This is a genomic window from Psychromonas sp. (genome assembly GCF_983033635.1).
In genome coordinates this window covers 1-23,496 of record NZ_CEZLMY010000045.1, presented here as the reverse complement: position 1 = coordinate 23,496, position 23,496 = coordinate 1, and the positions used below count along the sequence as shown (strand labels likewise).

The 23,496-nt window shown below is 39.4% G+C and carries 21 protein-coding genes and 1 pseudogene; 15 read left to right on the top strand and 7 right to left on the bottom strand.

Annotated features, from left to right (window positions below; translation table 11 throughout):
* Positions 1-378 precede the first annotated feature (378 nt).
* Together AC4GME_RS08360 and AC4GME_RS08355 are read left to right on the top strand one after the other, a co-directional pair.
* Complete coding sequence (locus AC4GME_RS08360) at positions 379-1,038, top strand: 7-cyano-7-deazaguanine/7-aminomethyl-7-deazaguanine transporter (RefSeq protein ID WP_490376154.1); 660 nt, start codon at positions 379-381, stop codon at positions 1,036-1,038.
* 63 nt (positions 1,039-1,101) lie between these two features.
* A complete protein-coding gene (locus tag AC4GME_RS08355) occupies positions 1,102-1,929 on the top strand; it encodes a GGDEF domain-containing protein (RefSeq protein ID WP_490379225.1) in 828 nt (275 codons plus the stop codon).
* Between the two features lie 105 nt (positions 1,930-2,034).
* Here the strand turns inward: AC4GME_RS08355 and AC4GME_RS08350 are convergent, their stop codons facing one another.
* Entirely contained in the window at positions 2,035-3,327 is a 1,293-nt protein-coding gene (locus tag AC4GME_RS08350; protein ID WP_490379224.1) for a M18 family aminopeptidase, read from the bottom strand.
* A gap of 234 nt (positions 3,328-3,561) precedes the next feature.
* The gene (locus AC4GME_RS08345) at positions 3,562-4,179 is read right to left on the bottom strand and encodes a LysE family translocator (RefSeq protein ID WP_490376151.1); all 618 of its coding nucleotides are present in this window, start codon (positions 4,177-4,179) and stop codon (positions 3,562-3,564) included.
* 198 nt (positions 4,180-4,377) lie between these two features.
* Here AC4GME_RS08345 and AC4GME_RS08340 point away from each other — a divergent pair, with 198 nt between their 5' ends.
* From AC4GME_RS08340 to AC4GME_RS08325, 4 genes are all read left to right on the top strand, one after another.
* Positions 4,378-5,796: an aminotransferase-like domain-containing protein gene (locus tag AC4GME_RS08340; RefSeq protein WP_490376150.1), complete on the top strand. Its 1,419-nt coding sequence runs from the start codon at positions 4,378-4,380 to the stop codon at positions 5,794-5,796.
* 171 nt (positions 5,797-5,967) lie between these two features.
* Positions 5,968-6,156: a hypothetical protein gene (locus AC4GME_RS08335; protein ID WP_490376149.1), complete on the top strand. Its 189-nt coding sequence runs from the start codon at positions 5,968-5,970 to the stop codon at positions 6,154-6,156.
* A gap of 85 nt (positions 6,157-6,241) precedes the next feature.
* Positions 6,242-7,057 carry an alpha/beta fold hydrolase gene (locus AC4GME_RS08330; RefSeq protein ID WP_490376148.1) on the top strand — a complete coding sequence of 272 codons (816 nt, stop codon included), beginning with the start codon at positions 6,242-6,244 and terminating at the stop codon, positions 7,055-7,057.
* Between the two features lie 293 nt (positions 7,058-7,350).
* A complete protein-coding gene (locus AC4GME_RS08325; protein ID WP_490376147.1) occupies positions 7,351-8,640 on the top strand; it encodes an HD-GYP domain-containing protein in 1,290 nt (429 codons plus the stop codon).
* A 74-nt stretch (positions 8,641-8,714) separates the two neighbouring features.
* Here AC4GME_RS08325 and AC4GME_RS08320 read toward each other — a convergent pair whose 3' ends face one another.
* Positions 8,715-9,026, bottom strand: coding sequence for a hypothetical protein (locus AC4GME_RS08320; protein ID WP_490379226.1), 312 nt, complete (start codon positions 9,024-9,026; stop codon positions 8,715-8,717).
* 361 nt (positions 9,027-9,387) lie between these two features.
* On the opposite strand from AC4GME_RS08320, the gene AC4GME_RS08315 reads away from it, so the two are divergent.
* Together AC4GME_RS08315 and AC4GME_RS08310 are read left to right on the top strand one after the other, a co-directional pair.
* Positions 9,388-10,524 carry a BamA/TamA family outer membrane protein gene (locus tag AC4GME_RS08315; protein ID WP_490376146.1) on the top strand — a complete coding sequence of 379 codons (1,137 nt, stop codon included), beginning with the start codon at positions 9,388-9,390 and terminating at the stop codon, positions 10,522-10,524.
* Positions 10,525-10,795: 271 nt separating this feature from the next.
* Complete coding sequence (locus tag AC4GME_RS08310; protein WP_490376145.1) at positions 10,796-11,638, top strand: DnaJ C-terminal domain-containing protein; 843 nt, start codon at positions 10,796-10,798, stop codon at positions 11,636-11,638.
* Between the two features lie 81 nt (positions 11,639-11,719).
* On the opposite strand, the gene AC4GME_RS08305 is transcribed toward AC4GME_RS08310, so the two are convergent.
* Positions 11,720-12,265 carry a hypothetical protein gene (locus tag AC4GME_RS08305; RefSeq protein WP_490376144.1) on the bottom strand — a complete coding sequence of 182 codons (546 nt, stop codon included), beginning with the start codon at positions 12,263-12,265 and terminating at the stop codon, positions 11,720-11,722.
* Positions 12,266-12,687: 422 nt separating this feature from the next.
* On the opposite strand from AC4GME_RS08305, the gene AC4GME_RS08300 reads away from it, so the two are divergent.
* Entirely contained in the window at positions 12,688-12,954 is a 267-nt protein-coding gene (locus AC4GME_RS08300) for an Lpp/OprI family alanine-zipper lipoprotein (RefSeq protein ID WP_490376143.1), read from the top strand.
* Positions 12,955-13,021: 67 nt separating this feature from the next.
* Here AC4GME_RS08300 and AC4GME_RS08295 read toward each other — a convergent pair whose 3' ends face one another.
* The gene (locus tag AC4GME_RS08295) at positions 13,022-13,999 is read right to left on the bottom strand and encodes a L,D-transpeptidase family protein (protein ID WP_490379223.1); all 978 of its coding nucleotides are present in this window, start codon (positions 13,997-13,999) and stop codon (positions 13,022-13,024) included.
* 437 nt (positions 14,000-14,436) lie between these two features.
* On the opposite strand from AC4GME_RS08295, the gene AC4GME_RS08290 reads away from it, so the two are divergent.
* Complete coding sequence (locus tag AC4GME_RS08290) at positions 14,437-17,640, top strand: M6 family metalloprotease domain-containing protein (protein WP_490376141.1); 3,204 nt, start codon at positions 14,437-14,439, stop codon at positions 17,638-17,640.
* Positions 17,641-17,991: 351 nt separating this feature from the next.
* Positions 17,992-18,732: a dienelactone hydrolase family protein gene (locus AC4GME_RS08285; protein WP_490376140.1), complete on the top strand. Its 741-nt coding sequence runs from the start codon at positions 17,992-17,994 to the stop codon at positions 18,730-18,732.
* A 111-nt stretch (positions 18,733-18,843) separates the two neighbouring features.
* Here the strand turns inward: AC4GME_RS08285 and AC4GME_RS08280 are convergent, their stop codons facing one another.
* Positions 18,844-18,993: a hypothetical protein gene (locus tag AC4GME_RS08280; RefSeq protein ID WP_490376139.1), complete on the bottom strand. Its 150-nt coding sequence runs from the start codon at positions 18,991-18,993 to the stop codon at positions 18,844-18,846.
* A gap of 481 nt (positions 18,994-19,474) precedes the next feature.
* Here AC4GME_RS08280 and AC4GME_RS08275 point away from each other — a divergent pair.
* Positions 19,475-19,668, top strand: a pseudogene (locus AC4GME_RS08275) (transposase); the annotation flags it as partial.
* A 95-nt stretch (positions 19,669-19,763) separates the two neighbouring features.
* Here the strand turns inward: AC4GME_RS08275 and AC4GME_RS08270 are convergent.
* Positions 19,764-20,480: a Crp/Fnr family transcriptional regulator gene (locus AC4GME_RS08270; protein WP_490376138.1), complete on the bottom strand. Its 717-nt coding sequence runs from the start codon at positions 20,478-20,480 to the stop codon at positions 19,764-19,766.
* Positions 20,481-20,694: 214 nt separating this feature from the next.
* Between AC4GME_RS08270 and AC4GME_RS08265 the strand changes: the two genes are divergently transcribed.
* From AC4GME_RS08265 to AC4GME_RS08255, 3 genes are all read left to right on the top strand, one after another.
* Positions 20,695-21,009, top strand: a complete 315-nt coding sequence (locus AC4GME_RS08265) for a superinfection immunity protein (protein WP_490379222.1) — start codon at positions 20,695-20,697, stop codon at positions 21,007-21,009.
* Between the two features lie 224 nt (positions 21,010-21,233).
* A complete protein-coding gene (locus tag AC4GME_RS08260) occupies positions 21,234-21,605 on the top strand; it encodes a hypothetical protein (RefSeq protein WP_490376136.1) in 372 nt (123 codons plus the stop codon).
* Between the two features lie 126 nt (positions 21,606-21,731).
* Entirely contained in the window at positions 21,732-23,210 is a 1,479-nt protein-coding gene (locus tag AC4GME_RS08255; RefSeq protein ID WP_490376135.1) for a GGDEF domain-containing protein, read from the top strand.
* The last annotated feature ends 286 nt before the right edge of the window (positions 23,211-23,496 follow it).

Genomic DNA, 23,496 nt, shown 5'->3' with positions numbered 1-23,496 from the left:
AGAGACAGGCTACCGATGTGAAAATGTGATGTCAATCACATTTTTAAAATAATGGCGGGGTCGTGTTTTGTTTTTCCTTTTACATTTTTCCTACTGTTGTTGTGTTATTCGCAGCAATTTAGTGGGAAGTTTATGAGTTGTTTATTACAAGGCACCTTATATGCTCGGTTTGTTGTCTATTACATTATGATTTTTTCTCTTTATTTTTGCTGTGAGTTTCTCCTTGCGACGATTTAAAACTTCTTTATAATGTCCCGCCCCGGCAGGGGCTGCAATATTGCGATCTATTTTCGCGACAATTGTAATGTCGATAACAAACTTTTATTAGCGGGTTCCCTCACCCCGCACAAATTAATTTGAAATTAAAAAGGTCACAATATGTTAACGTTAACAACAGAGCAAAGCCGCCGTGCATTACTGGTGCTGGTGGGCTTGCATATAGTAATCATCTGCGCCAGTAATTATCTGGTTCAACTACCTTTCCAAATCTTCGGTTTTCATACCACTTGGGGGGCTTTTAGCTTCCCATTCGTTTATCTTGCTACCGATCTCACCGTCAGAATATTCGGTCAGCGTGCTGCAAGGCGAATTGTTGTTAAAGCGATGTTTCCTGCGCTGCTAATCTCTTACGTGATGGGTGTTATCTTTCATCAAGGCGGCTTCCAAGGTTTAACTGCACTAGCAGAATTTAATAATTTTGTTTTCCGCATTGCCTTTGCGAGCTTCGCAGCTTACCTGCTTGGGCAACTGATGGATATCACAGTCTTTTCTAAACTAAGGCGCACACGATCTTGGTGGGTTGCTCCTGCCGCTTCAACACTTATCGGAAATTTAGTTGATACCATCGTCTTCTTTGGATTAGCGTTTTATGCGTCAGGGGATCCCTTTATGGCTGAACACTGGCCGGAAATTGCCAGTGTCGATTATGGTTTTAAACTGGTTGTGAGTTTAGGCCTCTTTCTACCGGCTTACGGCGTTCTTCTGAAAGTGCTGGAGCAGAGACTGGTACAATTGCCTGCTCAACAAAGATTAGCCTGACAGATAGCTGACTTCTCTTTTGCATCGTCGCTGTAAAAGAGAAGGGGAAAAGCGAGGAGATATATGGAAGTTCTAAATCATCAAGGATTTAAGATTGAAATAGACAGAGGGTTTAGGTTTGGGCATGATTTTTTTAATTTACTTAATTTTGTAAAATCACCTGATTGTAAAGACTTAGACAGAAACTCTATTGAACAGCAATGTGATATTTTTTATCGCGATATTATGAATTATGGTTTTGTTGATTCTCACAATCAACATTTGTGTGATGGCCGGTTTGATTTGGCTGCTAAAAATCTAAATGAAATTAATGAGTTATCCTTAGATCCTTTAACCGGATTAAGAAAAAAAGAATTTTTGAAAAGGAAGTTAAGCAGTTTAGAAAGTGATGTTTATCTGGAATCAATTTCTGATTTTTCTTTAATTATGTGTGATTTGGATAAATTTAAAGATGTTAATGATTCTTTTGGGCACTCTGTCGGTGATGATACTTTAGATTTATTTGGCAGACTTGCTTTAGAAAGTTTAAGGGCGTCTGATTATGGCTATCGATATGGCGGAGAAGAATTTTTAATTTTACTTCCTGAAACTAATCTAGCTGATGCTGTCTCGGTTGCGGAAAGAATCAGGGAAACTATTGAGGATAGATTACATATTGGACATTACGGGTTAAATCAAGTTACCGCGTATGATTTATCAAAGTCTGTAATTAACAGCGATGATCCTGCAATTGATATGAATGATGCATTTTTTCTATCTAAAGATCTAAGCTGCAGCTTCGGTGTGGCAAATTATCTGCATTGCGGCTTGTCTGATGAGATCCTGTTTTCTCGTGCGGATGAAAATTTGTACCTTGCCAAAGAGAAAGGCAGAAATAAAGTTGAATTCTGATATTAAGGTGCGGTGTCTTGAATAGGTAAACAAGTAAAACGGACAGCCAAACGTAACTCACCGTAATTTGAAACGGTAAATGCAGCGTGCGCTGTCCCTTGAGCGTTACTTATAGAACTCTGTAATTACTTTGGTCATGTAATAGTGATCTAACGTACCCTGACTTTCTCGAATACTATGCATTGCAAACATCGGGTTGCCGACATCAATGGTATTTATGCCGAGCGATGCTGAAGATGTCGGTCCGATTGTACTGCCCGACGGCAGATCGGAGCGGTTGGCCATTTTCTGGTAGGGCACATCCGCTTTCTTACATAAGTTGATAAACTCGCCGGCACTTGTCGCTGTTGTAGCATATTTAAAGTTGGCACTTAGTTTAATAACCGGCCCTTTATTTACCAGTGGCGCATAGTATTTATCATGTTTTTCGCTGAAATTTGGATGAAGGGCGTGCGCGCCATCGGCACTGATTAAGAAACTGTGATGCTTTGCTCTTAAGCCATCTTCTAAGTTGCCGCCTAGCGAGAAGATAATTCTGTCTAATAATGCGCTTAAGTAGTTTGAATCGGCACCCATCATGGTGCGGCTACCAATCTCTTCATTATCAAAAAATGCACCAATATTGGTTTGTAGCGGATTATCTGTTGAGAGCAGTCCTTTGTAAATACAGTGGCACATGGCAAGGTTATCTAAACGGCCTACTGCGACAATATTCTGGTCTAAGCCAATGATTGCGCCTTTCTGCGTATCATAGAAAAACAGATCCATTTCCAGAATAGATTCAGCTTCAATACCGACTTCTGTTGCGACCAGCTCTTTTAAATAAGATTTTTCGTCTATCTCTTTATCACTGCCAAAAAGAATAACTGGCAGATGGGTCTGTTTGTTGTATTCAAAACCTGAGTTGGTTTCTCTGTTTAAGTGAATGGCAAGGTTTGGTATTGAGCCGACGGCTCTTTTAAAGTCAACTAAACGGCTTTCTACACCGTTTGCGCTGTTAATGGAGATCCTGCCGGCTAAAGATAAATCTCTATCAAGCCAGGTACTGTTAATACCGCCACCATAGGTTTCAACGCTTACTTTTAAGCATCCGGCAGATTTAGTGAGAGACTCGTTTTTAAGTTTCAGATGCGGGCTATCAGTATGTGCGCCGACAATATTAAATCCGCTTTCCCAGGGATTTTTACTGCCTAGCTGAAAGGCGATAACAGCGCTGCTGTTTCTTTGCAGATAATACTTATGGCCAAGCTCAAGCTTCCACTTATCACCTTCATTAAGGCTGCGGTAGCCACTGTTTTCTAACTCTTTTACAATATTTGCAGCTGCAAAGTATGATACGGGACTCTCGTCTATAAAAGTAAGCAGATCCTGGGCTAATATTTTTGCTTTGTTATTCATTTTATCTCCTAATAATACCCATATGTTAACACCACAAGAGTGCCGCTGCAGGTGTTGTTTTTGTTAAAGCCATTTTAGGTGATGCATTGTAATTTTATGTTATATGCAGCAAATGCAACGGCAGAGCATTACTGCCTTGAAAGTAGTGGAACAGCTCTGTTTTTTGCGTTTTGGTTATAAATGTAAGAGCTGAACCACCTAGCTAAGCAAGCTATATCTGCTATTTATCAAATTTTAATCGGATAAAATAAAGATTAATGTAGCCGCTGTCATGGCGCCCATCAGCCAATTAAAATTACGTTTTCGCAGTTGTGTTGTCAGTAACTGACCTATCGCAACACCTAAACAGGTCCATAAGCTAATGGCGATAAAACCCATAATGGCAAACGTGCCCATAATCCACAAACCTGATTCAATATAACGTTCTCCCGCCAGTGTAAATGTACTGACACTGCCAATCGTCATCGCCCAAGCCTTGGGATTGATAAATTGAAATAATGACGCCGGCAACAATTTCATCGGCGCATTGCCGGATGGCTCTGCTTGCTGATTAAAAGCCGTTTCATCTGTTGCTGCCGTTGCAATTTTCCATGCTAACCAGAGTAAATAGCTACTACCCAATACTTTAAGCAGTTCATATAATCCCGGATAAAGTCTAAATAGCACCCCTAATCCGAGCAGTACAGATGCAAGTAATAAGGCCACGCCGAGAATAACCCCGAATATATGAGGCAGGGTACGCAGATAACCAAATTGTGCACCGGAAGCCAATAACATCATATTATTGGGCCCGGGTGTCACCGACATAACAAAAGCAAAAAGCGTGATTGCTAATAATAAAGCGCTATCCATATTGATCTCCTTTTAATTGAGTAGCTATTTTAGACAAGCGTCAAAATGCAATACAGATGCAAAAATCAATTATTAAAACCATACAGAAAGGGTTAAAACAGCCTGTATGGCTTTTTTTGTGATCATCTGTATGGAAGAAGGGAGCAATTTTTAGCTATTATAGTTTTAAACTTCACCCACAGATTGTCTGAGAGTTATATGAAACTGTACGAAAAATTAGCTGACAGCTTAAGGGAAGATATTCAACAAGGTTTATTCCAAGCCGGGGATAAGCTGCCTTCAGTACGTCAGCTTTCAGCTCAACATAAGGTCAGTATCTCAACTGTTCAGGAAGCTTATCGGCACTTAGAAATGGATAACCTGGTGGAAGCAAGGGCTAAATCCGGGTATTTTGCGACGCCTAATACACCCGTTTACAAATTGCCTGAAACATCTCGTCCACCGCAAAGGCCGCTGGAAGTATCGCAATGGGAAGAGGTGCTTTATCTGCTGCTCAGTAAAGATGTTGAGGGCACGATACAATTGCAGCATGCGATGCCAACTATGGATACACCCTCCCTCAAACCTCTGCTTAAGAAAATATCTGATTTGACCCGGCACAATGCAGCAGTTAGCTTACCCTATGGTGATATAAAAGGGGCGCTGCAGTTGCGCGAGCAAGTTGCAAATTTAGCATTAGCCTCTGGATGCCATTTACATCCTGATGATCTGGTTATCACCTCGGGTTGCCAGGAAGCACTTTCGGTTTGTTTGCGCGCGGTGACAGAGCCGGGTGATATTGTGGCGATTGAATCACCAAGTTTTTACGGTTCGATGCAGGCGATTAAAGCGTCTAACTTAAAAGCGATGGAGATTCCAACACATCCTGAAACAGGCTTAAGTTTAGAGGCTCTGGAACTGGCATTAGATCAGTGGCCAATTAAAGCTATTTTGTTAACGCCTACCTGTAATAACCCTATGGGTTATACCATGCCGGAAGATCATAAAAAGCGTCTTTATCAACTGGCGCAAAGTTATGATATTACCATTATCGAAGATGATATTTATGGTGATATCTCATACCAATATCCGCGTCCAAGAACCATCAAATCATTTGATGAAGATGGCAGAGTTATGCTTTGTTCTGCCTTTTCTAAAAGTATTGCACCGGGTTTACGTATTGGCTGGATTGCACCTGGGCGCTACCGCGACAAAGTGACACATATTAAATATGTAAGCAGTTCTATGTGCCCGACATTGCCACAGTTAGCAATTGCTGATTTTATTAAATCTGGCGGTTATAGCAGGCACGTTCGACGCTTACGCATGTTATACAAACAAGGTAGAGACCATCTTATTAAAGCGATTAATAAACATTTCCCCGAACAAACTTGTGTTAGCTTTCCAAAGGGAGGATACATTCTTTGGGTGGAGTTACCAAAACAGGTGGATGTCGTAAAGCTTGCGCAACAAAGTCGTGAGGGGGGCGTGAATATTGCCGCCGGTACGTTATTTTCAGCAACGGGTAAATACCGTCACTGCATGCGACTTAACTTTAGTGAGCAAGATACGAATGCCCGAGAAGATGGTATTCGTAAATTGGCATACTTTATCAATAAACAGATAGCTCAATTATAGGATTTATCCGTAAAGCTCTCACAAAGGCATGAATAGCAGGGCAGGTGTGTTTTTTGCCTTTTGCTAGTAAAACGTGAGGCCTGATGCAAATGTTTCGTTTTTAGATATCACTGCTAGGGCTTTTTAGAAGAGCATGTATAATTTCTTAAAATAATTATCTTAGGAACTATTATGAAAATTATGAAGGTTAGCTGGGTGGATGTGTGCGGTTATGGCGACTGGTTAACCCCTAGCGCTGCACTGAAATTTGCACAGGGCGGTTACACCCATATTGAATTTCAGAAGGAGAGCATTAAGTGCGAGCTGAGTTATGACGATAACGGCACTCCATTAGTGGGTCTAGGAAAAGATATGAACTAATAAAAGCTTTGCCTGTCCGTATATTGGACTTTACCCGTTTGTTATTTTTCATAAAAATAATAAGAACCATAAAAAGGAATAATCAATGAGCACATTTAGCATCAATTCTAAAACCATGCATTACCTGGATAAAGGTGAGGGGCCGGTATTGATTTTCGGGCACAGCTATTTATGGGATAATGAGATGTGGGCGCCGCAAATAGAGGTATTAAGTGAGCATTATCGTTGTATTGTTCCTGATTTATGGAGCCATGGGCAATCAGATGCGGCGCCTGGCAATACGCGTAATTTAACGGATTATGCAAAAGATGTATTAAGTCTTATTGATCATCTAAAGATTGAAACCTTTTCATTAATTGGTTTGTCTGTTGGCGGTATGTGGGCGGCTGAGTTGACACTATTGGCAGCAGAGCGTGTTGAATCGTTAGTGTTGATGGATACCTTTGTTGGTCTGGAGCCGGAAGTTACACATAGTAAATATATTGCAATGCTTGACATTATTAGTGAGCTGCAGAAAGTGCCTGAAGTTATTATTGAGCAAATTATGCCAATGTTCTTTGCCGGTAATGTTGAACAGGAAAACCCTGAACTGTTAAGAAAATTCCACAACGGACTGCAAAGTATTGCGGGACAACAAGCAATTGATGTGGCACAAATTGGTCGCATGGTCTTTGAGCGTCGTGATGCATTCGATGATATTGAAAAATTCTCATTACCGACCTTAATCATGGTGGGGATGCAGGATACCCCGCGTCCGCCATTTGAATCACAATTGATGCAGGATGCCATTAGCGGCAGTCAATTAGTGCTGATACCGGATGCCGGCCATATCTCTAATCTGGAACAGCCTGAGTTTGTAAGCGATAAATTAGTTACTTTCTTAGAGGGTGTTTACTCCTGAAATAACGGTAGGTTTGTTCTTGTATCTGCAGTTAGTAAGCCCCTTAAATCTCCAGCCGCAGACCACTCTTATTTACGAGTTTCTCGCGACACATTGGCTGTCTGTCTTTTATTCAGTAAAAGTGTAATACAGTGTAATCGCTTTATTTTGAACTTATTTGTATAATACTTTTCGTAGCAAGTTAATGATATTAAATAATATAAGATATTGATGCCCAGTCTTTTGTTTGTTATAAAGTGCGCATTTATGACGGGCTTATGCCATGGCCTGTTTTTTTAGGAAAAATAAATTAGATGAATATCCCCACTTTAGGATTGAAAACAAAATTCACATTTCATAGTCTGTTAGCGTTTTTTTTGGTTGGAATTGGTGCTTTTGAAATTATTTCTGATCACGTATTATCTCATGCCATTGAGCATAAGATTGAGCTTGTTGAGTTAACAATATCTAACGCAGCTGCAACGGAGTTGTCGCAGCAAGAAAATATGCGCGTTTCTGTTCCCCTTGCTGATAAAGCTTTACTTCCTCTTGTATCGCACTTGAATAATATCTCTGCATCTAATTATTATATTTGGGATGATGCCGGAAAACTTATTTATCAAAATGATATCGGGCAGAATACGCCGGAGATGCCATTACGGGTGCAACAAAAAAGTATTTCTAATTTGAACTCCATCTTTGAAATAGTGAATCCTGATGACTATTTGAGTAAAAAATCACTGCAAATAACAACCTATTATATGAACCTCCTCAACCGTAAAAACTATAGAATTGTTCTTTTGTTCCCTTACGATAGCATTGAAGCTCATCAGAGTGATATTATTAAATCTATTGTCGTGCTACTCAGCGCGGGTTTACTGATACTCTACATACTGCACCTTCGTGTACTGGCATCTGTTTCCAACAGATTAAGTTGTAAAAAAGAAAAATTGCAGAATCAAAAACAAGCGCTTATAGATTCGTTCAATACAAGTATTAACGCGCTTGTAAGTACTATCGACGCCCGTGATTCTTATACAGCTGAACACGCTATTCGCGTTATGAACTATTCGAAATTAATCGGTGAAGAGATGGGGTTGAGTGCAAATAAGATTGCTCAGCTTATGATGGCTGCACAATTACACGATATTGGTAAAATCGGAATGCCAGATGCTGTTTTACTTAAACAAGGCAGACTGAGCAATGATGAATATGACCTTATCAAAACTCATCCTGATGTCGGCATCGCCATTTTGAAACACTACCCGAATTTTGAGAGTATTCTCCCTGCTATCCGTCATCATCATGAACGCTATGACGGGGAAGGCTACCCGTGTGGTTTATCCGCAAAAGAAATACCTTTGGAATCCAGGATCATAGCTGTGGCCGATGCTTACGATGCGATGACCACCAACCGCCCGTATAGAACTTCTCTTACAGCCTTGGCTGCACGTCAGGAGTTATCCAATAATAGCGGTACTCAATTTGATCCTGATATCACAGATATATTTCTTAACATTTTAAGCTCGGGATATGAAACAGATTCGACACCGCTAATGGCAGGGCAGTATTTAATTAGCACCGAGTTGGGAGTCTTATCTTAAGTAAAATATTGGCTCTGGTTTTGCTTTTTGCGCTTTGATCGCAAAAAAAACCAGAGCCCCTAGATACTTAATCTTTAATCTGAAAAACCATCATGAATAAAGCTGTGTCTTCTTTGATAAAAGCTCTCTTCCGAGCTGTCAAGAAAGGCGATCGCCAGTGCATAACCTTCTGTTTTGAATTTTGGGATTTTCGCAAGTTCATATTCATTCATAATAATATTCATCGCTTCCTGTACCCATTCTGTTTCGCCCGGGCCAATTTCAACTTCCGGCGGATCGTAAAAAGTAACCATCCAGTTCTGAAGTTGCTCGGCCGATATTTTACCCTCGTTCCATGCGCTCAGTTCGGTAATCAGTTGATCTTTTGTAATAAATAGTTTGCTCATAAAGCCTGTCATAGTAGTGAGTAAATGATTGTTGTAAGAATAACTTAATTCGACCATTGATGTCACCGACGCTTTAAATCAATTACAGACTCTATCAAGGTTTATTCGTTAATTTGAAATATCAGGCTGCTGTTGTTTGTTGTTATTAACTGTAAAATTTGCCGGTGCTTTAGTACAAACTGCCTATGTCCTGTTACCTTAAGCGTAGAATGCTTATTTAAACAATAAGTTAGTACGAAACAGCTGCTAATGTAATTGTTGTGAGGGTATCGCATATAATGGACCTTGACCTATAATAAATGATGCCTGAACAGTTACATCTTTATTGAATATATTAATACCGAAAAGAGAAGGAACTCTAATGTTATTAGCAATGGCGAGACGATCCTGTCCTGTTTTATTTTTAACTTTTTCTAGCTGTTTTTCTGCTTTTGCGGTACAGCAACAAGCCGATTCACAGCCAGCAGCAGAAATCTCTGCTGACAAAGTAGAAACTTCCGCTGCTCAACAAGATATTACTGAAAAGAGCTCTCCGTGGTTATTTACCCCGACCTTTAGCAGTGATCCTAAAGTGGCTACGTCGGTGGGGGCATTGGTTGCTTATATCCATAAGTTCGACGAAAAATCTCCAGCGTCAATGTTTGCTACGATGGGGACTTATAGCTCTACTGATTCATATTATTATGGTGGTTTTGCTAAAACTTATTTTGGAGAAGATCATCATCGACTTTCCGGTGGTGCATTTTGGGGGCAAATAAAAAATGATTATGACGATTATTTAGGGACTGGCTTGCCTGCTAAAACCAACGATAACTTGGCAATGGTTGGTTTACGTTATCAATACCAAGTGGTCGATTATTTATATTTGGGTATTCAGGGGGTTTCTACGGACTATGCAATTACAGCAGGAGATTTGTCGTCAGGCGATATTCTGGACTGGGCGGGTATTGCGGGTTTCCATTCAAATGCCTTGGGGTTAGTCGTAAATTATGACAAAAGAGATAATCAAAACTCGCCAACTGCTGGTTTTCATATCGAAGCACATAATTTAGCATATCGTGAGAGTTTTGGTGGTGATTCAAGTTTTGATGTTTATGCAGCGTCGGCACAATATTATCTAGCACATGCTGGTGGTTTTGTTACCGCAATTAACAGTAAAGGTCGCTGGACAGTGGACGCTGATCCTGCAGCTTATTCTTCCGTTGAATTACGCGGTTATGTACGCGGTCAATACCTTCGTCCGCATATGACTATGCTGGAAGTAGAAGAGCGTATCTCATTGTATAAAAAATGGGGCATGTCAGTGTTTACTGGTGTTGCTTTCTTATATGGGGATAAAGATGCTGACGGCTTTGAAAGCGAGGATCAGTTTTTCCCTGCCGCTGGTGCCGGAGTTTTTTACCAGTTAAATGACGAAAAGATGGTGGTGCGCGCTGAGTTTGCTGTTGGTAAAGATGATAACCATGGTTTTTATCTGAATTTTGGCCAACCCTTTTAATGGTTTGACTCTTTGTTAATTGTGCAAAACAAAGCCTGCAAAATGCAGGCTTTTTCTATTAACAATAGAGTATGCCGTTTATACTATTATTTTGAATTCCGGCTTTTTACTCTTGAAATGCAAAACACTACACGCAATCTTGTGTAACTGGGTTATAATCCGCGCGCTTGTTATATAGCCGAGCTAATTGTGGTGCGGAATTTAGGTGAGATGGTTTGGGTATATATAAGCAAACAGTTTGAATATAAACCGTAATGTTGAGAAAAGAAAAATGGCAAAACGTGATTGTTATGAAGTGCTTGGTGTTAATAAAAGTGCAACTGAAAAAGAGATAAAGAAAGCTTATAAAAAATTAGCAATGAAATACCATCCCGATCGTAATCCTGATAATCCGGTTGCACAGGAAAATTTCAGAGAAGTAAAATCTTCCTATGAAATCCTGTCTGATGTTGAAAAAAGACAGGAATATGATGATTTTGGTCATCAGGCATTTGATGAAAACAGACGCTCTGCACATTCAGGTTTTAATCGCTCAGCTGGTGGTTTTAATGACATTTTTGGTGATATGTTTCAACAGCAACAACGCCATCAACCAAGACCAGAAAAAGGATCTGATCTACTTTATTCTGTAGAGCTAACCTTAGAAGAGGCTATTAATGGTTGTCAGAAAGAAATTAAACTGCCAAATAATCCACAATTACTAATGGTCGCTATTCCTGCCGGCATCGATCAAGGGCAACGCGTACGCGTTCCCAATAAAGGTAATCCGGGAACGTTAGATGCACCAAGAGGGGATTTGCTTGTAGAAGTAGAACTGCTTGAGCATGACGTTTTTAAGCGACAAGGTAATGATTTGTATTGTCTGATAGCAACTTCTTTTCCTACAGCTGCACTTGGCGGGACAATGAAGGTGCCGACTTTTCATGGCTTTATCAATATTAAAATTCCGCAAGGCACACAGGCTGGTCGAAAATTTCGCATAAAAGCGAAAGGTGTTAAGGCAATGAATAGTGATCTTACCGGCGATTTAATTTATGAGGTTATTATTAACACGCCAACAAGGTTAACAGAAAAACAACAAGAGCTACTGAGTCAATTAGCTGAAACGCTTTAATTCGTTGTGAATAGATAAAGGGTTAGTCATATGATTAACCCTTTATCTGTTCTGGAAACGCAAAAGAGCAAAATAAACTACTTAACCTTGCCACTCTTTTTGATTTAACCAGATGATAATATTTGCTTTATAGTCAGTCTGTTGCGGCTCTAAGCCGTCTTTTTTAATGGCGATAAAATTAAGCTTTGTTAATAAAATAAAATAGCTTTGTGAGCCTAGTGAAAATTCAACTTTTTCATTGAGTGTAAGGTGAATTTGTTGTCGGTTAATTAATAACTGCAGATTTTTGTCTTCAATATGTAAACGCACAGTGTATTGATTGCTACCCGTATTTACAGCAAAAAAATGTTGTGCATGAGTGGCATAAAGGAGGACTAAATCACCATTCTCATTATTAACCTGTCTGAATAACATGGGCCCAGTGGGTGTATATTGCGTGTATATATTTTTTGAGCATTCATTACAAACTGGCAGTGTTGTGTCATTTCCCCAACTACTAATAAATTTTTGAGAAAAATACAAACTTCCGTTGTCTAAAGTGAACTGGTTATCACCCTCTTCTCTACCCGATGACTTACAAGCACTGAGCAGTAGCAGACTAAAAAGCAGAGTTAAATGTATTTTCACTTTTATATTCCTTTAATGCGACTCTAAATGTTCAGTTTTATCAGACCAGAACACACCTCAGGAGGCAGCTTGTCTAAGTATTTGAAGAGCTTTCAATATGAAATATAGTGCTTGGTACTTTCCTGAAAATATTGCGTTATTTACAAATAATAGACCTGCATGAGCAGGATGCATGGTGACAGGTCTTGTTTTTGCTTTTTATTTTGAAAAGCCGTAACTCCCATTAGATTTATCTCGGTGCTCTGGGACTACTGTCTGTTGTATGGAAAATGTGAACAATTATGCTTTTATTTCATCCTATCTATAAAATGATTTAAAAAAATGCCTGCTTAGCTGGAAAAATTGTAAACCTCTGACATACTTAGCAATGTGTATGGGAAACGTACATCTACGCCCGCGGATTAACTGAGAGAGGTATAACAATGAACAACAAATTACTTATTGCTGGAGTTATCGCAAGCACAGCATTACTTGGAGGCTGTTCCAATAACGCTGAGTTAGAAAAGAGTGTTGGTAGCCTGACTAATCAAGTAAGCGAATTATCTGCAAAAGTTGATGGATTAGCATCTGATCATAAAAAAATGCAGGCAGATACCCAAGCTGCTGCTGCAAGCGCCCAAGCCGCTGCTAGTGAAGCGGAACGAGCAAATGCACGAATCGATAATATCGCTGCTTCATACAAAAAATAGTTACTTATATAATAATGGAAAGTGGGTTGGCATAAATATCTTGCTAACCCAATTCATCTGCAAAATTCTAAAGATCTACATTAACTGGTAATCCTTGATGTAATAACAACGCTTTTTTAACTTTTTGATTATTAACTTTCCCGCGATTGTTAAATTTAACTTTGTCACCAACCCAGATTAAATTATATTCATCTTTATCTTCATTTATCGACAATGGGGAATGAACTTCAAGTAGATTTTCACCGTTTGCCTCTGTTGCCACTTTAATAGGTTGATCAATGATCCTGACCGGCTCACCTATAGCCACTTGTTGAAACAGCCAGGCAATATCTTCAGGATTCATTCTAATACAACCGGAACTCACACGCATGCCAATGCCGAAATTTTGATTGGTGCCATGGATCAAATAATCATTGTCGCCGAATGCTAATTGTAGCGCGTAATCACCAAGTGGATTCTCCTTTCCTGCAGGTACTGTTCTTGCTAACTCTCTACCATATTTCTGCAAATACTCAGCTCTGATCCTTGAACTTGGTGTCCAGCTTGGATTTTCAATTCGGCTCATAATTGTAGTCCGCATTATTGGGGTTAGCCGACCGATCCTCCCGATACCAACTGGAAAAACATGTACTGTATTTGTACCTTTTTCAAAATAATACAACCTAAGCTCGGGTAAATTAATGACGATGCCCCGGTATGGTACATCCGGCAGCAGCATACGGATCGGGATTTGCAGTTTAGTACCCGGGGTTGGCAAAAAAGGATCAATACCGGGATTTGATTCCATTAACGCTATTAGTCCAATATTATAAAACTTCGCTATTGAATGGAAATAGTCCCCCGGTTTAACTTCATATAATTCCTGTGAGCCAATTAATCGAGAGCCATTTTCCGGTATTGAATATCTATTTGCTCCTGCAGGAACGGGAATTAGCATGGTTAAAATAATAGTGAAGCAGAGTGTTAAGTTAACTGCTGAACTCTGTTTCAGAATATAACGATAATTTATCATCCAACCAGGTAATAAATTACAATAGACAAACATAGTCAAACCTTATAAAAGTAGGGCATATACTAGTGAGTATATAAGGAAATAGATACTGTGGCGATGGGGAATAATCGACTACAGGCAAGCCCTTTTATCTTTTTTTATTTTCCTCTAGCAAAGAGAAGTGTTTTGGTTTTACATTAAACAGTAATAATTCATGTCTGCTTCAGATACTTTCCTAGTTACAAAATACAATTCCATTGTCCATATTTTATCAAATTTATTTACATTAAATCTAAAGCAAAATACAACCAGCATAACTAGCGGTTTGTTTTATAAACGATAATCATTTACATCCTATAACTTGCGTGTTTTTTCCATATAAACAGATGATCATTTCCCTAATAGCTGCATTCCCTTAGATAAATAACAGTCAGATGACGACTATACTTAATAGCGTAACTTGCAACTTTAATTAGCTAGGAAGGTGCAAAATGTTCTCTATTAATAAGATCCAACAAAGGTTACCTTGTCTTACACTTCTTTTTATTCTGCTTACACTGAGCAATTTCAGCTATGCTGATATCGCCAGTCCGCATGCTGTTCATACAATACAACCTGATGGTACCGCTATCGTGCTCTATATCCGAGGCAACAGCCGTTTCAATTGGCAGGAAGATGCAGATGGTTATACTGTGTTACGTGAACATGGCAACCGTGGACGATATTTATACGCGCGACGTGCAGGAAATGGGCATCTCGAGAAGACTACCCATGAAGTAGGTAAAAGCAACCCTAAAGCCTTTGGTTTACAACGAAAAATACGGCCATCTGCAGCTGTACTTGCACAAAAAATTTTTGCAGGACCAGCTGGTCAAAGTGACTCCGAAGCTTCTGCAGGTCAGCCCGAGGTAAGCGCTCCTGCATTAACATTGAAAAATTTAGTGGTACTGATACGTTTTAGCGATCACACCGGCCGCATCCAGCCATCCCGCTCAGATATTGATACGCTGATGAATGCCATAGGTGGCGATGCAGATTTGGCCCCTGCAGGCAGCCTCAAGGATATTTACCTTAATAATTCTTATGGTGCTTTAACCATTGAATCAACAGTTGTTGCCTGGGCGACGCTACCTCGAACAGAAGCTTATTATGCTGGTGGAAATTCCGGTTTGATCAGCACAATACACCAGGCCTTAAAAGAGGCATTAGAAATCATCGATCCTGTGGTAAATTTCAATGATTTTAACAATGATAATGATCCCGGTAATTATATTGATGCTATCACATTCCTGCATTCCGGTTATGGAGCGGAATGGGGTGGTGATGATGCATATGGAACTGATTATACCGACCGCATCTGGTCACATAAATGGGGAATATCGGGAGGTTGGACATCTGATGAAGGCGTGAAGGTTTATAATTACCATATCAGCCCTGCAATTTGGGGCAGATCAGGCAGCAGTATTGGCAGAATTGGTGTAATTGCTCATGAAACAGGACATTTTTTAGGTCTACCGGATCTCTATGATACCGATAGTGGTGCTGGCGACGGCATTGGCTCCTGGGGATTAATGGCAAACTCCTGGGGTGGTGATGGGAGCCAGCAACCGCCTCCCTTAATGTCTCCCTGGAGCAAACTGCAGCTGGGCTGGATCACGCCAACCGCTCTCTCTTCCCCGGGTACATATTTCATTAATGAAGCGCTTAACAATAATCACTCTTATATAATCAGTGATGGATATCCTAGCGGTGAATATCTGTTAGTTGAAAACCGTAAACGCATCTATAAAGACAGCAACAATATGGATATTGTGGCAGATAATATCCCGAGAAACGCTGATGGCCTGGTTGTCTGGCATATCGACGACAGCAGCGATTACAGTACCCAGGGATATCCGGGTCAAGGTGGCTGGCCGAGTAATGGTAACCACTATCGGGTAGCGGTATTACAGGCCGATGGTAATTATGATATGGAAAAGGGCAACAACCGCGGTGATAGCGGTGATGCCTATCGTGCCGGCTTTAATGATTATATTGGTCCGGGCAGCACGCCCGATACCGATGCCTATCAATTAGGCAGTAATTTTCCTACCAATCATGAATTAAGCAGTATCAGCAGTGCAAATGCGTTAATGACGTTTGTTTTCAATGCCAATCAGCAACCGCTTGAACCGCCTGCATCGCCGAGCGATTTAGTGATCACTGCAACAGGGCATTATGATATTGCTCTGCAATGGAGCGATAATGCAAACAATGAGGACACTTTTATATTAGAGAGAAAAGATAGCGTTTCACAATGGGCCACAGTTACAACTCTCGCCGCCAATAGCATTACTTATAATGATTCAGGTCTGATTGCCGCGACCTCATATGACTATCGGATAAAAGCACAAAACAGCGCTGGTGACTCGGGATATAGTAATATCGCATCAACGACGACTACCTTGCCACAACCTCCCAGTCCACCGGAAAATTTGTATGCAGACGTAATCTCGAGTACGCAAATTAATCTTTCCTGGATTGATGGCAGCAATGAAACGAGTTTAGAGATTAAACGTAGCAGTAATGGTGAGACTTTTAATAGCATAGCGACTCTGCCAGCTAACACCATCAGTTATGAAGATAGCAACCTTGAACCGGCAACTAGTTATGATTACCAAATCATTGCAGTTAATAGTGATGGCACGGCAATGTCCGGCATTTCTGCAACGACATTGCCACCTTCACCGCTAGCCTATGCCTTTGCCCAGTCTACTGCTAGCGGCACAACCACCGGCAGTTATACTGATACCCAGCTTGAAGATGATAATTCACAAGTCATTACTGAAGTTTTGAGTGGTCGTGGTAAAAATGCCCGCTCTCAACTTGAGCATACCTGGCAAATAGGTCCTGTTGCTGCTGGCGCTCAGGTAGTGCTGACTGTTGTCGCTCAAGGCAGTAATAACAGTGAAGGGGATGATTTCGAATTCTCCTACTCAAATGATGATGGTATAACATTTACCCCAGTGTTAACTGCCAACAGCGCTATCGGAACAGTCGAATTAGCAGCGCAAACCAGTGGTACTGTATTGCTGCGGGTACGAGATACGGATCGCAGCAAGGGCAATTCATCTCTCGACAGTATCAGTGTTGACTTTATTATGATCAGCTCTAACGGTGAAATTGTTTTATCGCCACCCACTAACCTTGCCGGCTCAGCCGTCTCTTCATCTCAGATCTCATTAACCTGGGATGATGCCACTGGTGAAAGCCGCTACAGCATTTTCTACAGTCTGCAAGGTATGGAGAACTGGATTAGCGATATAACAGATTTATCCGCCAATAGTAGTGCATATACGGTTAATAACCTTGCAGCGAGTACCGGCTATGATTTTAAAGTGTGTGCGGAGGATCAAAACAACGCCACTGCATGCAGTCAAAATATCACCATCACAACACTCGCGGATAACCAACTTCCACTGCTGTTAACTGCAGATGGGGTTAAGGTGAAAGGAGTCCACGTAGTTACTCTTTCATGGACGGGCGGTAATGGGCAACCCGTTGTTGTTTATAGAGATGGAGTAGTCATCCCTTGCGCGATTGCCAATAATAGCTGCACAGATAATACTGGCAATAAAGGCGGCAGAAGCTACTTATATCATATATGCCCAACAGACAGCTCTGCATGTTCGGCATCTGTTTCGGTGAATTTTTAACAATAGTTTCAATTAAAAAACACAAAACGCTGCTTAAGGACAGTTTCTGGCGTTTTGTGTTTAATTCGTTTGCCTTTCTTGTGAACAATTAATCAGAGCGAAATATCTGCTTAATTGATTCTTTGCAGAGCCATTTTCTTTTTATTATCGGTTTTGATAATTTCGCCTAAATCAAGAATGGCGGGGTTGTTATAATATCGTTAAACGGCTTTTCAGTAATTCTCCTCTTGTATTCCAACCATATAATGCCCGCTCCAGTAATTTGTTAACTTTGACAGAGGCTTTTGTTGACACTAACGTTACAGACACAACTACTGTGAAGAATGTTTATACCCGTTAAGGAGCAAAGAAATGAAGGTATTAATAATATTAGTGGTGTCATTATTGTTTCTGCCACTAGCTAGTGCGGACGGAGACTTTGTAACTTATCAAGTAAATGGGAAAGCATATCAAGGTTACTTTGTCAGCCCATCAAGCGACGCGCCATTGGTTTTACTTGTCCATGATTGGGACGGCTTAACAGACTATGAAGTGAAGCGTGCTGACATGTTAGCTGATTTAGGTTACAGCGTTTTTGCGGCAGATCTTTTTGGTGAAGGGGTTCGGCCCACTGAAGTTAAAGATAAACGTCAACACACTGGAGAATTATATAAAGACAGAGCGAAGATGCGTGCATTGCTGGTTGGCGCCTTAGATACGGCCATACTTAAAGGTGCCCATGGTGGAAATGCGATCGCCATGGGTTACTGTTTTGGTGGTGCTGCGGTACTGGAATATGCACGTTCTGGTGCTGATTTAAAAGGCTTTGTTACATTTCATGGGGGATTAAAAACGCCGCCTGGACAAGATTATAAACAGGCCAAAGGTAAGCTGTTAATTTTTCACGGTAGTGCCGATACAAATATCACCATGAACCAATATGCGAGTCTAGCAACAGAATTAGAGCTAAACCATATAAGTCATGAAATGACCACCTACAGTGGGGCACCACACGCGTTTACTGTATTTGGCTCAAAAGCTTATCATGCCGATGCAGATAAAAAATCATGGTCTCGTTTTACTCAGTATTTGAGTGAGACATTAAAAAAATAATAATTATCAGAGTCGGCTCTTGAATCTGCTTTTTATTATTGCAAAGCAAAAACAAGATTTTCTATTGATTGCATAATGGTTATTTGCACTAATTAAGGGAGAAATGCTTTATTACTCGACAAATACTTGCATCTCTTCGCCTATTTTTTTACGAATTTCCATCAGTTTACGTGCGGTTTGATGCTCTATACAATCAGCTTCATCTTCAGGGATCCATTCAGCAATGCGTACGGCTTGACCGTGTTCATCAACCGCTACCATAACCACAATACAATGTGTGGTTAAACGTCTATTTACGATTTTGGATCACAGGCATTAACTTCCAATGCAATATGCATTGATGATATTCCGGTAAAAATGACCTTCGCCTTTACCTCAACTAAGCATCAGAAGAAGCGCATAAATACGACGCTTTATTCGTTAGTTATCACCTATTTAAAACAAGACTGGGCATCAGAAGTAATCTATGGAAGATTAAAATTGGATAACCTCAATAATACCACTCGGCATGTCAGTCATGAGAACATTTATCAGTGGATTATAAAGATTATAAGAACTCTGGAGATCTATTTAAGCACTTAGCGAAGAGACATAAAAAAACGACGTAAACAGAAGAAGTATGGAGACTTACGAGGTAAATAAAGGATAGGGTAAGTATTCATGAACGACCGTTAATCGTTGATACTCGTAGTCGTATAGGGGATTGGGAAGGTGCTTTAGCTGAAGGAAAAAAGGTAGTGGATATTTTGCTGATCCATATAGCTCCGGGCAAAGAGGTGCAAACGAACATGCTAATGGGTTATTGAGAAGATACTTCCCTAAAGGAACTGATTTTTCAAAATCTCCTACGAAGAGTTGGAAAACGTTGTAAACTTAACCAATAACAGACCTAGAAAAACAGTAAATTACAACACACCAGCAGAAATATTCAGGTGATTAAACTGGTGCACTTTGATGTGGAATTCGAGAAGTTTGCCGAAATTTTTGGGGTGCCATCAGGACATGAATGCATAGTTTCCCTTTATAATTCTCTATCTTTTTAATAATTCCCGAGGATCTCTAATGCTAAGATCAACATTATTTAGTTGATTACCAAGCCCGGTAATATCATTGATATAAATACAGCCACGAGCTAAGTAGAGTAAATTCTTTCGCTCTAATTGCTTAATTGCTTCATTCACTCTTGGTCGTGTTATACCTGTGATGCGACTAATTTGTTGTTGTGAAATTTGGATCTTAGGTAATTCCCCTTGTAACTTTTTTTGATGTGCCATAATCTCGAGAAGTAGGTAGGCGACCCTGCATACTATGTTTTCAGTCATTATTAATTGTGACTGTAACCATTTTGCTTTTGCTGAAAATGAAAGGGCGTGAAACCATTTATAGATTTCAATATTATTGTTAGCGATACGTTGCAGATGCGTGTTTTTAAAATGGATAAGTTCTAGCTTGTCTATCTGTGTAAGAAAAAATGGCGTATAGCTGGCCTCTTTAATATCATAACTTCCAAACCAATCCCCTTTACCCATTACGATATTATTAACGGTTTTTAGCTGAGGGGTCTGCATACAGATTGTTGCTGTACCTTGTAATATAAAACTTATGCCTTGATGAGCAATCCCAGAATCATCCAACTCTTTGAGAGTTAGGTCTTTTTTTACCTGAGCAATGGCCGTTAATTGCCCAATTAAGCTAGTAGAAAGGTCTACTGGCCAGTTGATTTTGTCAAAATCCTTGGCTGCTATCATACAATTGTTCCATTTATTAAAGACATTCATGATGAAAAGTCATATAGCAAATACGTCATTTTCAATATACAACAAATGTCCCTTAGCGGACAGTATTCTGCCTAGTTAATAAGTATTGTAGCGGCTAAATGGCAATGTTGCTGTAATTAGAATATAGCGACTATCCATTGAATTATTTATAAATAAAAATGAATAAATCACTTATTAACGAGGAATGAAACATGGGGCATATCAACCCTTTTCTACTTTTTTAATAGTAACAATTTCAATTAGTTACTTATTGCCCGCTATGGTTGCAGCAGTTAAGTTACATTCTTCAATATTTCCCATCTTAACACTAAATCTAGCCTTTGGTTGGACAGGGTTTATTTGGATTATCTGTCTATTTTGGGCGATGAAAAGTAATAAAAAAGCGGTTGTTGGAAATAAAATAGAACAAACTAATCAGTTTTTATCTCTTTATTGCGAATATCAAAAGAAGGATATTTCAGACGAACATCGGTGGCTGATATATAACAACCTTCAATGATAGGGTATTTCCGTTGCCGTACTCATCAAGGCGTTTACAGGGTTTTCTTTCCACAGATTTTTCAATCTTAGTCTTAACTATTTCTAAAAACCTCTTGCGATTGTCCCCTAGCGGACATTACTTTATAGATTACTCATTTATATTACCTTTACTGAAAATTAAGTGTGCACAACATTTAGATTTCAACATGCTGATGTGCAATTGTAAAAACTGAAAGGAAATAAATGGATATGTTAAAAATTGAAGTTGGGCAAGATAACTCTCATAAATGGAAATATTCTTCAACACCTCTTAAACAAGTGAAGCTTATAATCTTCGCAATACTCATTTTTATGATGGCAAGTTTCAGCAATTTCGCTGAAGCCGGATTGGATGAAAAAATAGCGGCTTCATTTGCAGCTAAGTATCAAGTATGTTCGTTAAAGTTGAAAGATACACCGAAGTATCGGATTAAGGCTGTGCAGTTAAAAGCAAAGTCAGATGAAATCGGACGAGAAAAAATAGGTAATGGTTACGTTAAAGCCTTTAAAAAAGAGAAAAGAAAAGCTTGGGCTTTATCACCAAGTAAATGTAAAAAATTAGCAAACAACCTTTAGTATTTAGCGTTATTAATTGCTTAGATTTATTGGTGTCGAAGTGGTCGGCAAAGTTATAACTGGAGTAATTTCAAGAAGATGTTAACGTATTTTAAAATTGAAGTACTGAAATTCAGAAAACGAAATATGAGCACCATCCTTATCCCCATTGTTTTTCTTCTAATTGGATTGGTTGGTTTTTCGCTTTATTATTTAGATAATATTTCACAAAAAGTTGAGCTGCTTTATAAGCATCCTTACACAGTAAGTAACTCGGTTCGTAATATTGAGACAAACATTGTCTCTATGCATCGTTATATGAAGGATATTGCCTTATCAGAGGACCAAGAAGATCTCGACTTGGCTCGCGCTTTAGTTGATGCTCATGAGATTAAGGTGCTAAAAAACTTTGAACTTGTTTTTGACCGCTACTTAGGTTCAAGAAGTGATATTAACAGTGCTTATCAAGCTTTTATTAGTTGGAAAATAATCCGTAATGAAGTGATTAACCTTAAAGTTAAAGGGGATAATAAGCAAGCGGCCTTCATTACAATAAATAAAGGGGCTAATCACGTTAAAATCTTAACCGATGAAACAAATAAATTAATTCATTGTGCAGATAAAAAAGCTAAAAACTTTGTAGATAATGCAAGGGAATCTAGAACCGAAGCTTTTATCTATATAATAGGTTTGCTTTTAGCTTCAGTACTTATCCCATTATTCCTTGCTCTCTATATGATGCGTCGTTTTGTTGCTTCCCAGCATCAACTTGCAAATCGCATGTACCTGATTGATCAGAATATATTAATAGCTAAGATGGATTTAGATGGTGTTATTGAAGATATTAGTGAGCGATTATGTCGTTATTTAAATGAGACAAAAAAAGAGATGATGGGGAAACAATCAAATTTCTTTATAGATCCTCAATTCTGCACTACAAATATTAGTGATATTTATAAAATAGCAGGAACAAAAAAGGCTTGGCAAGGAGATATTAAACTAGCCAATGGCCATGGTAGAGAGCAATGGATTGATTCAACTGTACACCCTAACCTTGATTCCAATTTCAATTTAATAGGCTATACCAACATTATGCAGGATATTACCGATAAAAAAGAAGTTGAAATTCTCTCTATTACTGATGGTTTAACTAAGTTAAATAATCGACGCCATTATAATGAGATGATTGAGAAAGAAATTCTACGTGCTCGTAGAAATGATGTGCCTCTAGTATTTACAATGATTGATATAGATTTCTTTAAAAAGTTTAATGACCACTATGGGCATGCTGCTGGAGATAATGCGTTAGTTAGAGTTGCAGGCGTTTTAAAAAAGTCGTTAAATCGGGCTGGTGATTACGTATTTAGATTAGGCGGAGAAGAGTTTGGTTTGCTCTTTTCAGATGTAAATATTGAGAAGGCTGAAATATTATTAGAGAATATTCGCGCCAGTATTGAGGGTTTACGAATCGAACATGCTAAAAGTGATGTGAATGACTATCTCACTATCTCTATAGGTGCAGTGGTCGATGTAGAAAATGCATTAGGAAGTAGTGACATTTACCCCCGTGCGGATAAATTACTTTATAAAGCAAAAACTAATCGTAATACAGTGATTGTTAGTTAATTCTCTTTTGTACTAGTTGAATGACTGTTTATGGCATTTATAATGTGGTCGGTGATAGATGGAGCGAATGAGCGACAGCTCAGTATCTGATCAATCTTTAATCTTTACTCCAGCTATTTTTGAAACCATGGAGATGAGCTATCAATCTGCGCTAATCACCTATTGGCTGGGTCACAACGAAAAAAGCCACTTAATTCAACGAATCAAGTGGCTTAATCAAAGGTGCTCGGTGATAGGGGAGTCGAACCAGTGAATGCCCCAGAGGTTTTCATTGTTAAAGGTTCTC

What these genes read in the sequence shown, in the direction of transcription:
- AC4GME_RS08280 (WP_490376139.1), bottom strand. Translation starts at nt 18,993, where the DNA reads ATGGTAGCGGTTGATGAACACGGTCAAGCCGTACGCATTGCTGAATGG.
- AC4GME_RS08345 (WP_490376151.1), bottom strand. Translation starts at nt 4,179, where the DNA reads ATGGATAGCGCTTTATTATTAGCAATCACGCTTTTTGCTTTTGTTATG.
- AC4GME_RS08295 (WP_490379223.1), bottom strand. Translation starts at nt 13,999, where the DNA reads ATGTTTGTCTATTGTAATTTATTACCTGGTTGGATGATAAATTATCGT.
- AC4GME_RS08260 (WP_490376136.1), top strand. Translation starts at nt 21,234, where the DNA reads ATGGATATGTTAAAAATTGAAGTTGGGCAAGATAACTCTCATAAATGG.
- AC4GME_RS08325 (WP_490376147.1), top strand. Translation starts at nt 7,351, where the DNA reads ATGAATATCCCCACTTTAGGATTGAAAACAAAATTCACATTTCATAGT.
- AC4GME_RS08255 (WP_490376135.1), top strand. Translation starts at nt 21,732, where the DNA reads ATGAGCACCATCCTTATCCCCATTGTTTTTCTTCTAATTGGATTGGTT.
- AC4GME_RS08340 (WP_490376150.1), top strand. Translation starts at nt 4,378, where the DNA reads ATGAAACTGTACGAAAAATTAGCTGACAGCTTAAGGGAAGATATTCAA.
- AC4GME_RS08330 (WP_490376148.1), top strand. Translation starts at nt 6,242, where the DNA reads ATGAGCACATTTAGCATCAATTCTAAAACCATGCATTACCTGGATAAA.
- AC4GME_RS08350 (WP_490379224.1), bottom strand. Translation starts at nt 3,327, where the DNA reads ATGAATAACAAAGCAAAAATATTAGCCCAGGATCTGCTTACTTTTATA.
- AC4GME_RS08335 (WP_490376149.1), top strand. Translation starts at nt 5,968, where the DNA reads ATGAAAATTATGAAGGTTAGCTGGGTGGATGTGTGCGGTTATGGCGAC.
- AC4GME_RS08265 (WP_490379222.1), top strand. Translation starts at nt 20,695, where the DNA reads ATGAAACATGGGGCATATCAACCCTTTTCTACTTTTTTAATAGTAACA.
- AC4GME_RS08320 (WP_490379226.1), bottom strand. Translation starts at nt 9,026, where the DNA reads ATGAGCAAACTATTTATTACAAAAGATCAACTGATTACCGAACTGAGC.
- AC4GME_RS08285 (WP_490376140.1), top strand. Translation starts at nt 17,992, where the DNA reads ATGAAGGTATTAATAATATTAGTGGTGTCATTATTGTTTCTGCCACTA.
- AC4GME_RS08300 (WP_490376143.1), top strand. Translation starts at nt 12,688, where the DNA reads ATGAACAACAAATTACTTATTGCTGGAGTTATCGCAAGCACAGCATTA.
- AC4GME_RS08355 (WP_490379225.1), top strand. Translation starts at nt 1,102, where the DNA reads ATGGAAGTTCTAAATCATCAAGGATTTAAGATTGAAATAGACAGAGGG.
- AC4GME_RS08310 (WP_490376145.1), top strand. Translation starts at nt 10,796, where the DNA reads ATGGCAAAACGTGATTGTTATGAAGTGCTTGGTGTTAATAAAAGTGCA.
- AC4GME_RS08360 (WP_490376154.1), top strand. Translation starts at nt 379, where the DNA reads ATGTTAACGTTAACAACAGAGCAAAGCCGCCGTGCATTACTGGTGCTG.
- AC4GME_RS08270 (WP_490376138.1), bottom strand. Translation starts at nt 20,480, where the DNA reads ATGATAGCAGCCAAGGATTTTGACAAAATCAACTGGCCAGTAGACCTT.
- AC4GME_RS08315 (WP_490376146.1), top strand. Translation starts at nt 9,388, where the DNA reads ATGTTATTAGCAATGGCGAGACGATCCTGTCCTGTTTTATTTTTAACT.
- AC4GME_RS08290 (WP_490376141.1), top strand. Translation starts at nt 14,437, where the DNA reads ATGTTCTCTATTAATAAGATCCAACAAAGGTTACCTTGTCTTACACTT.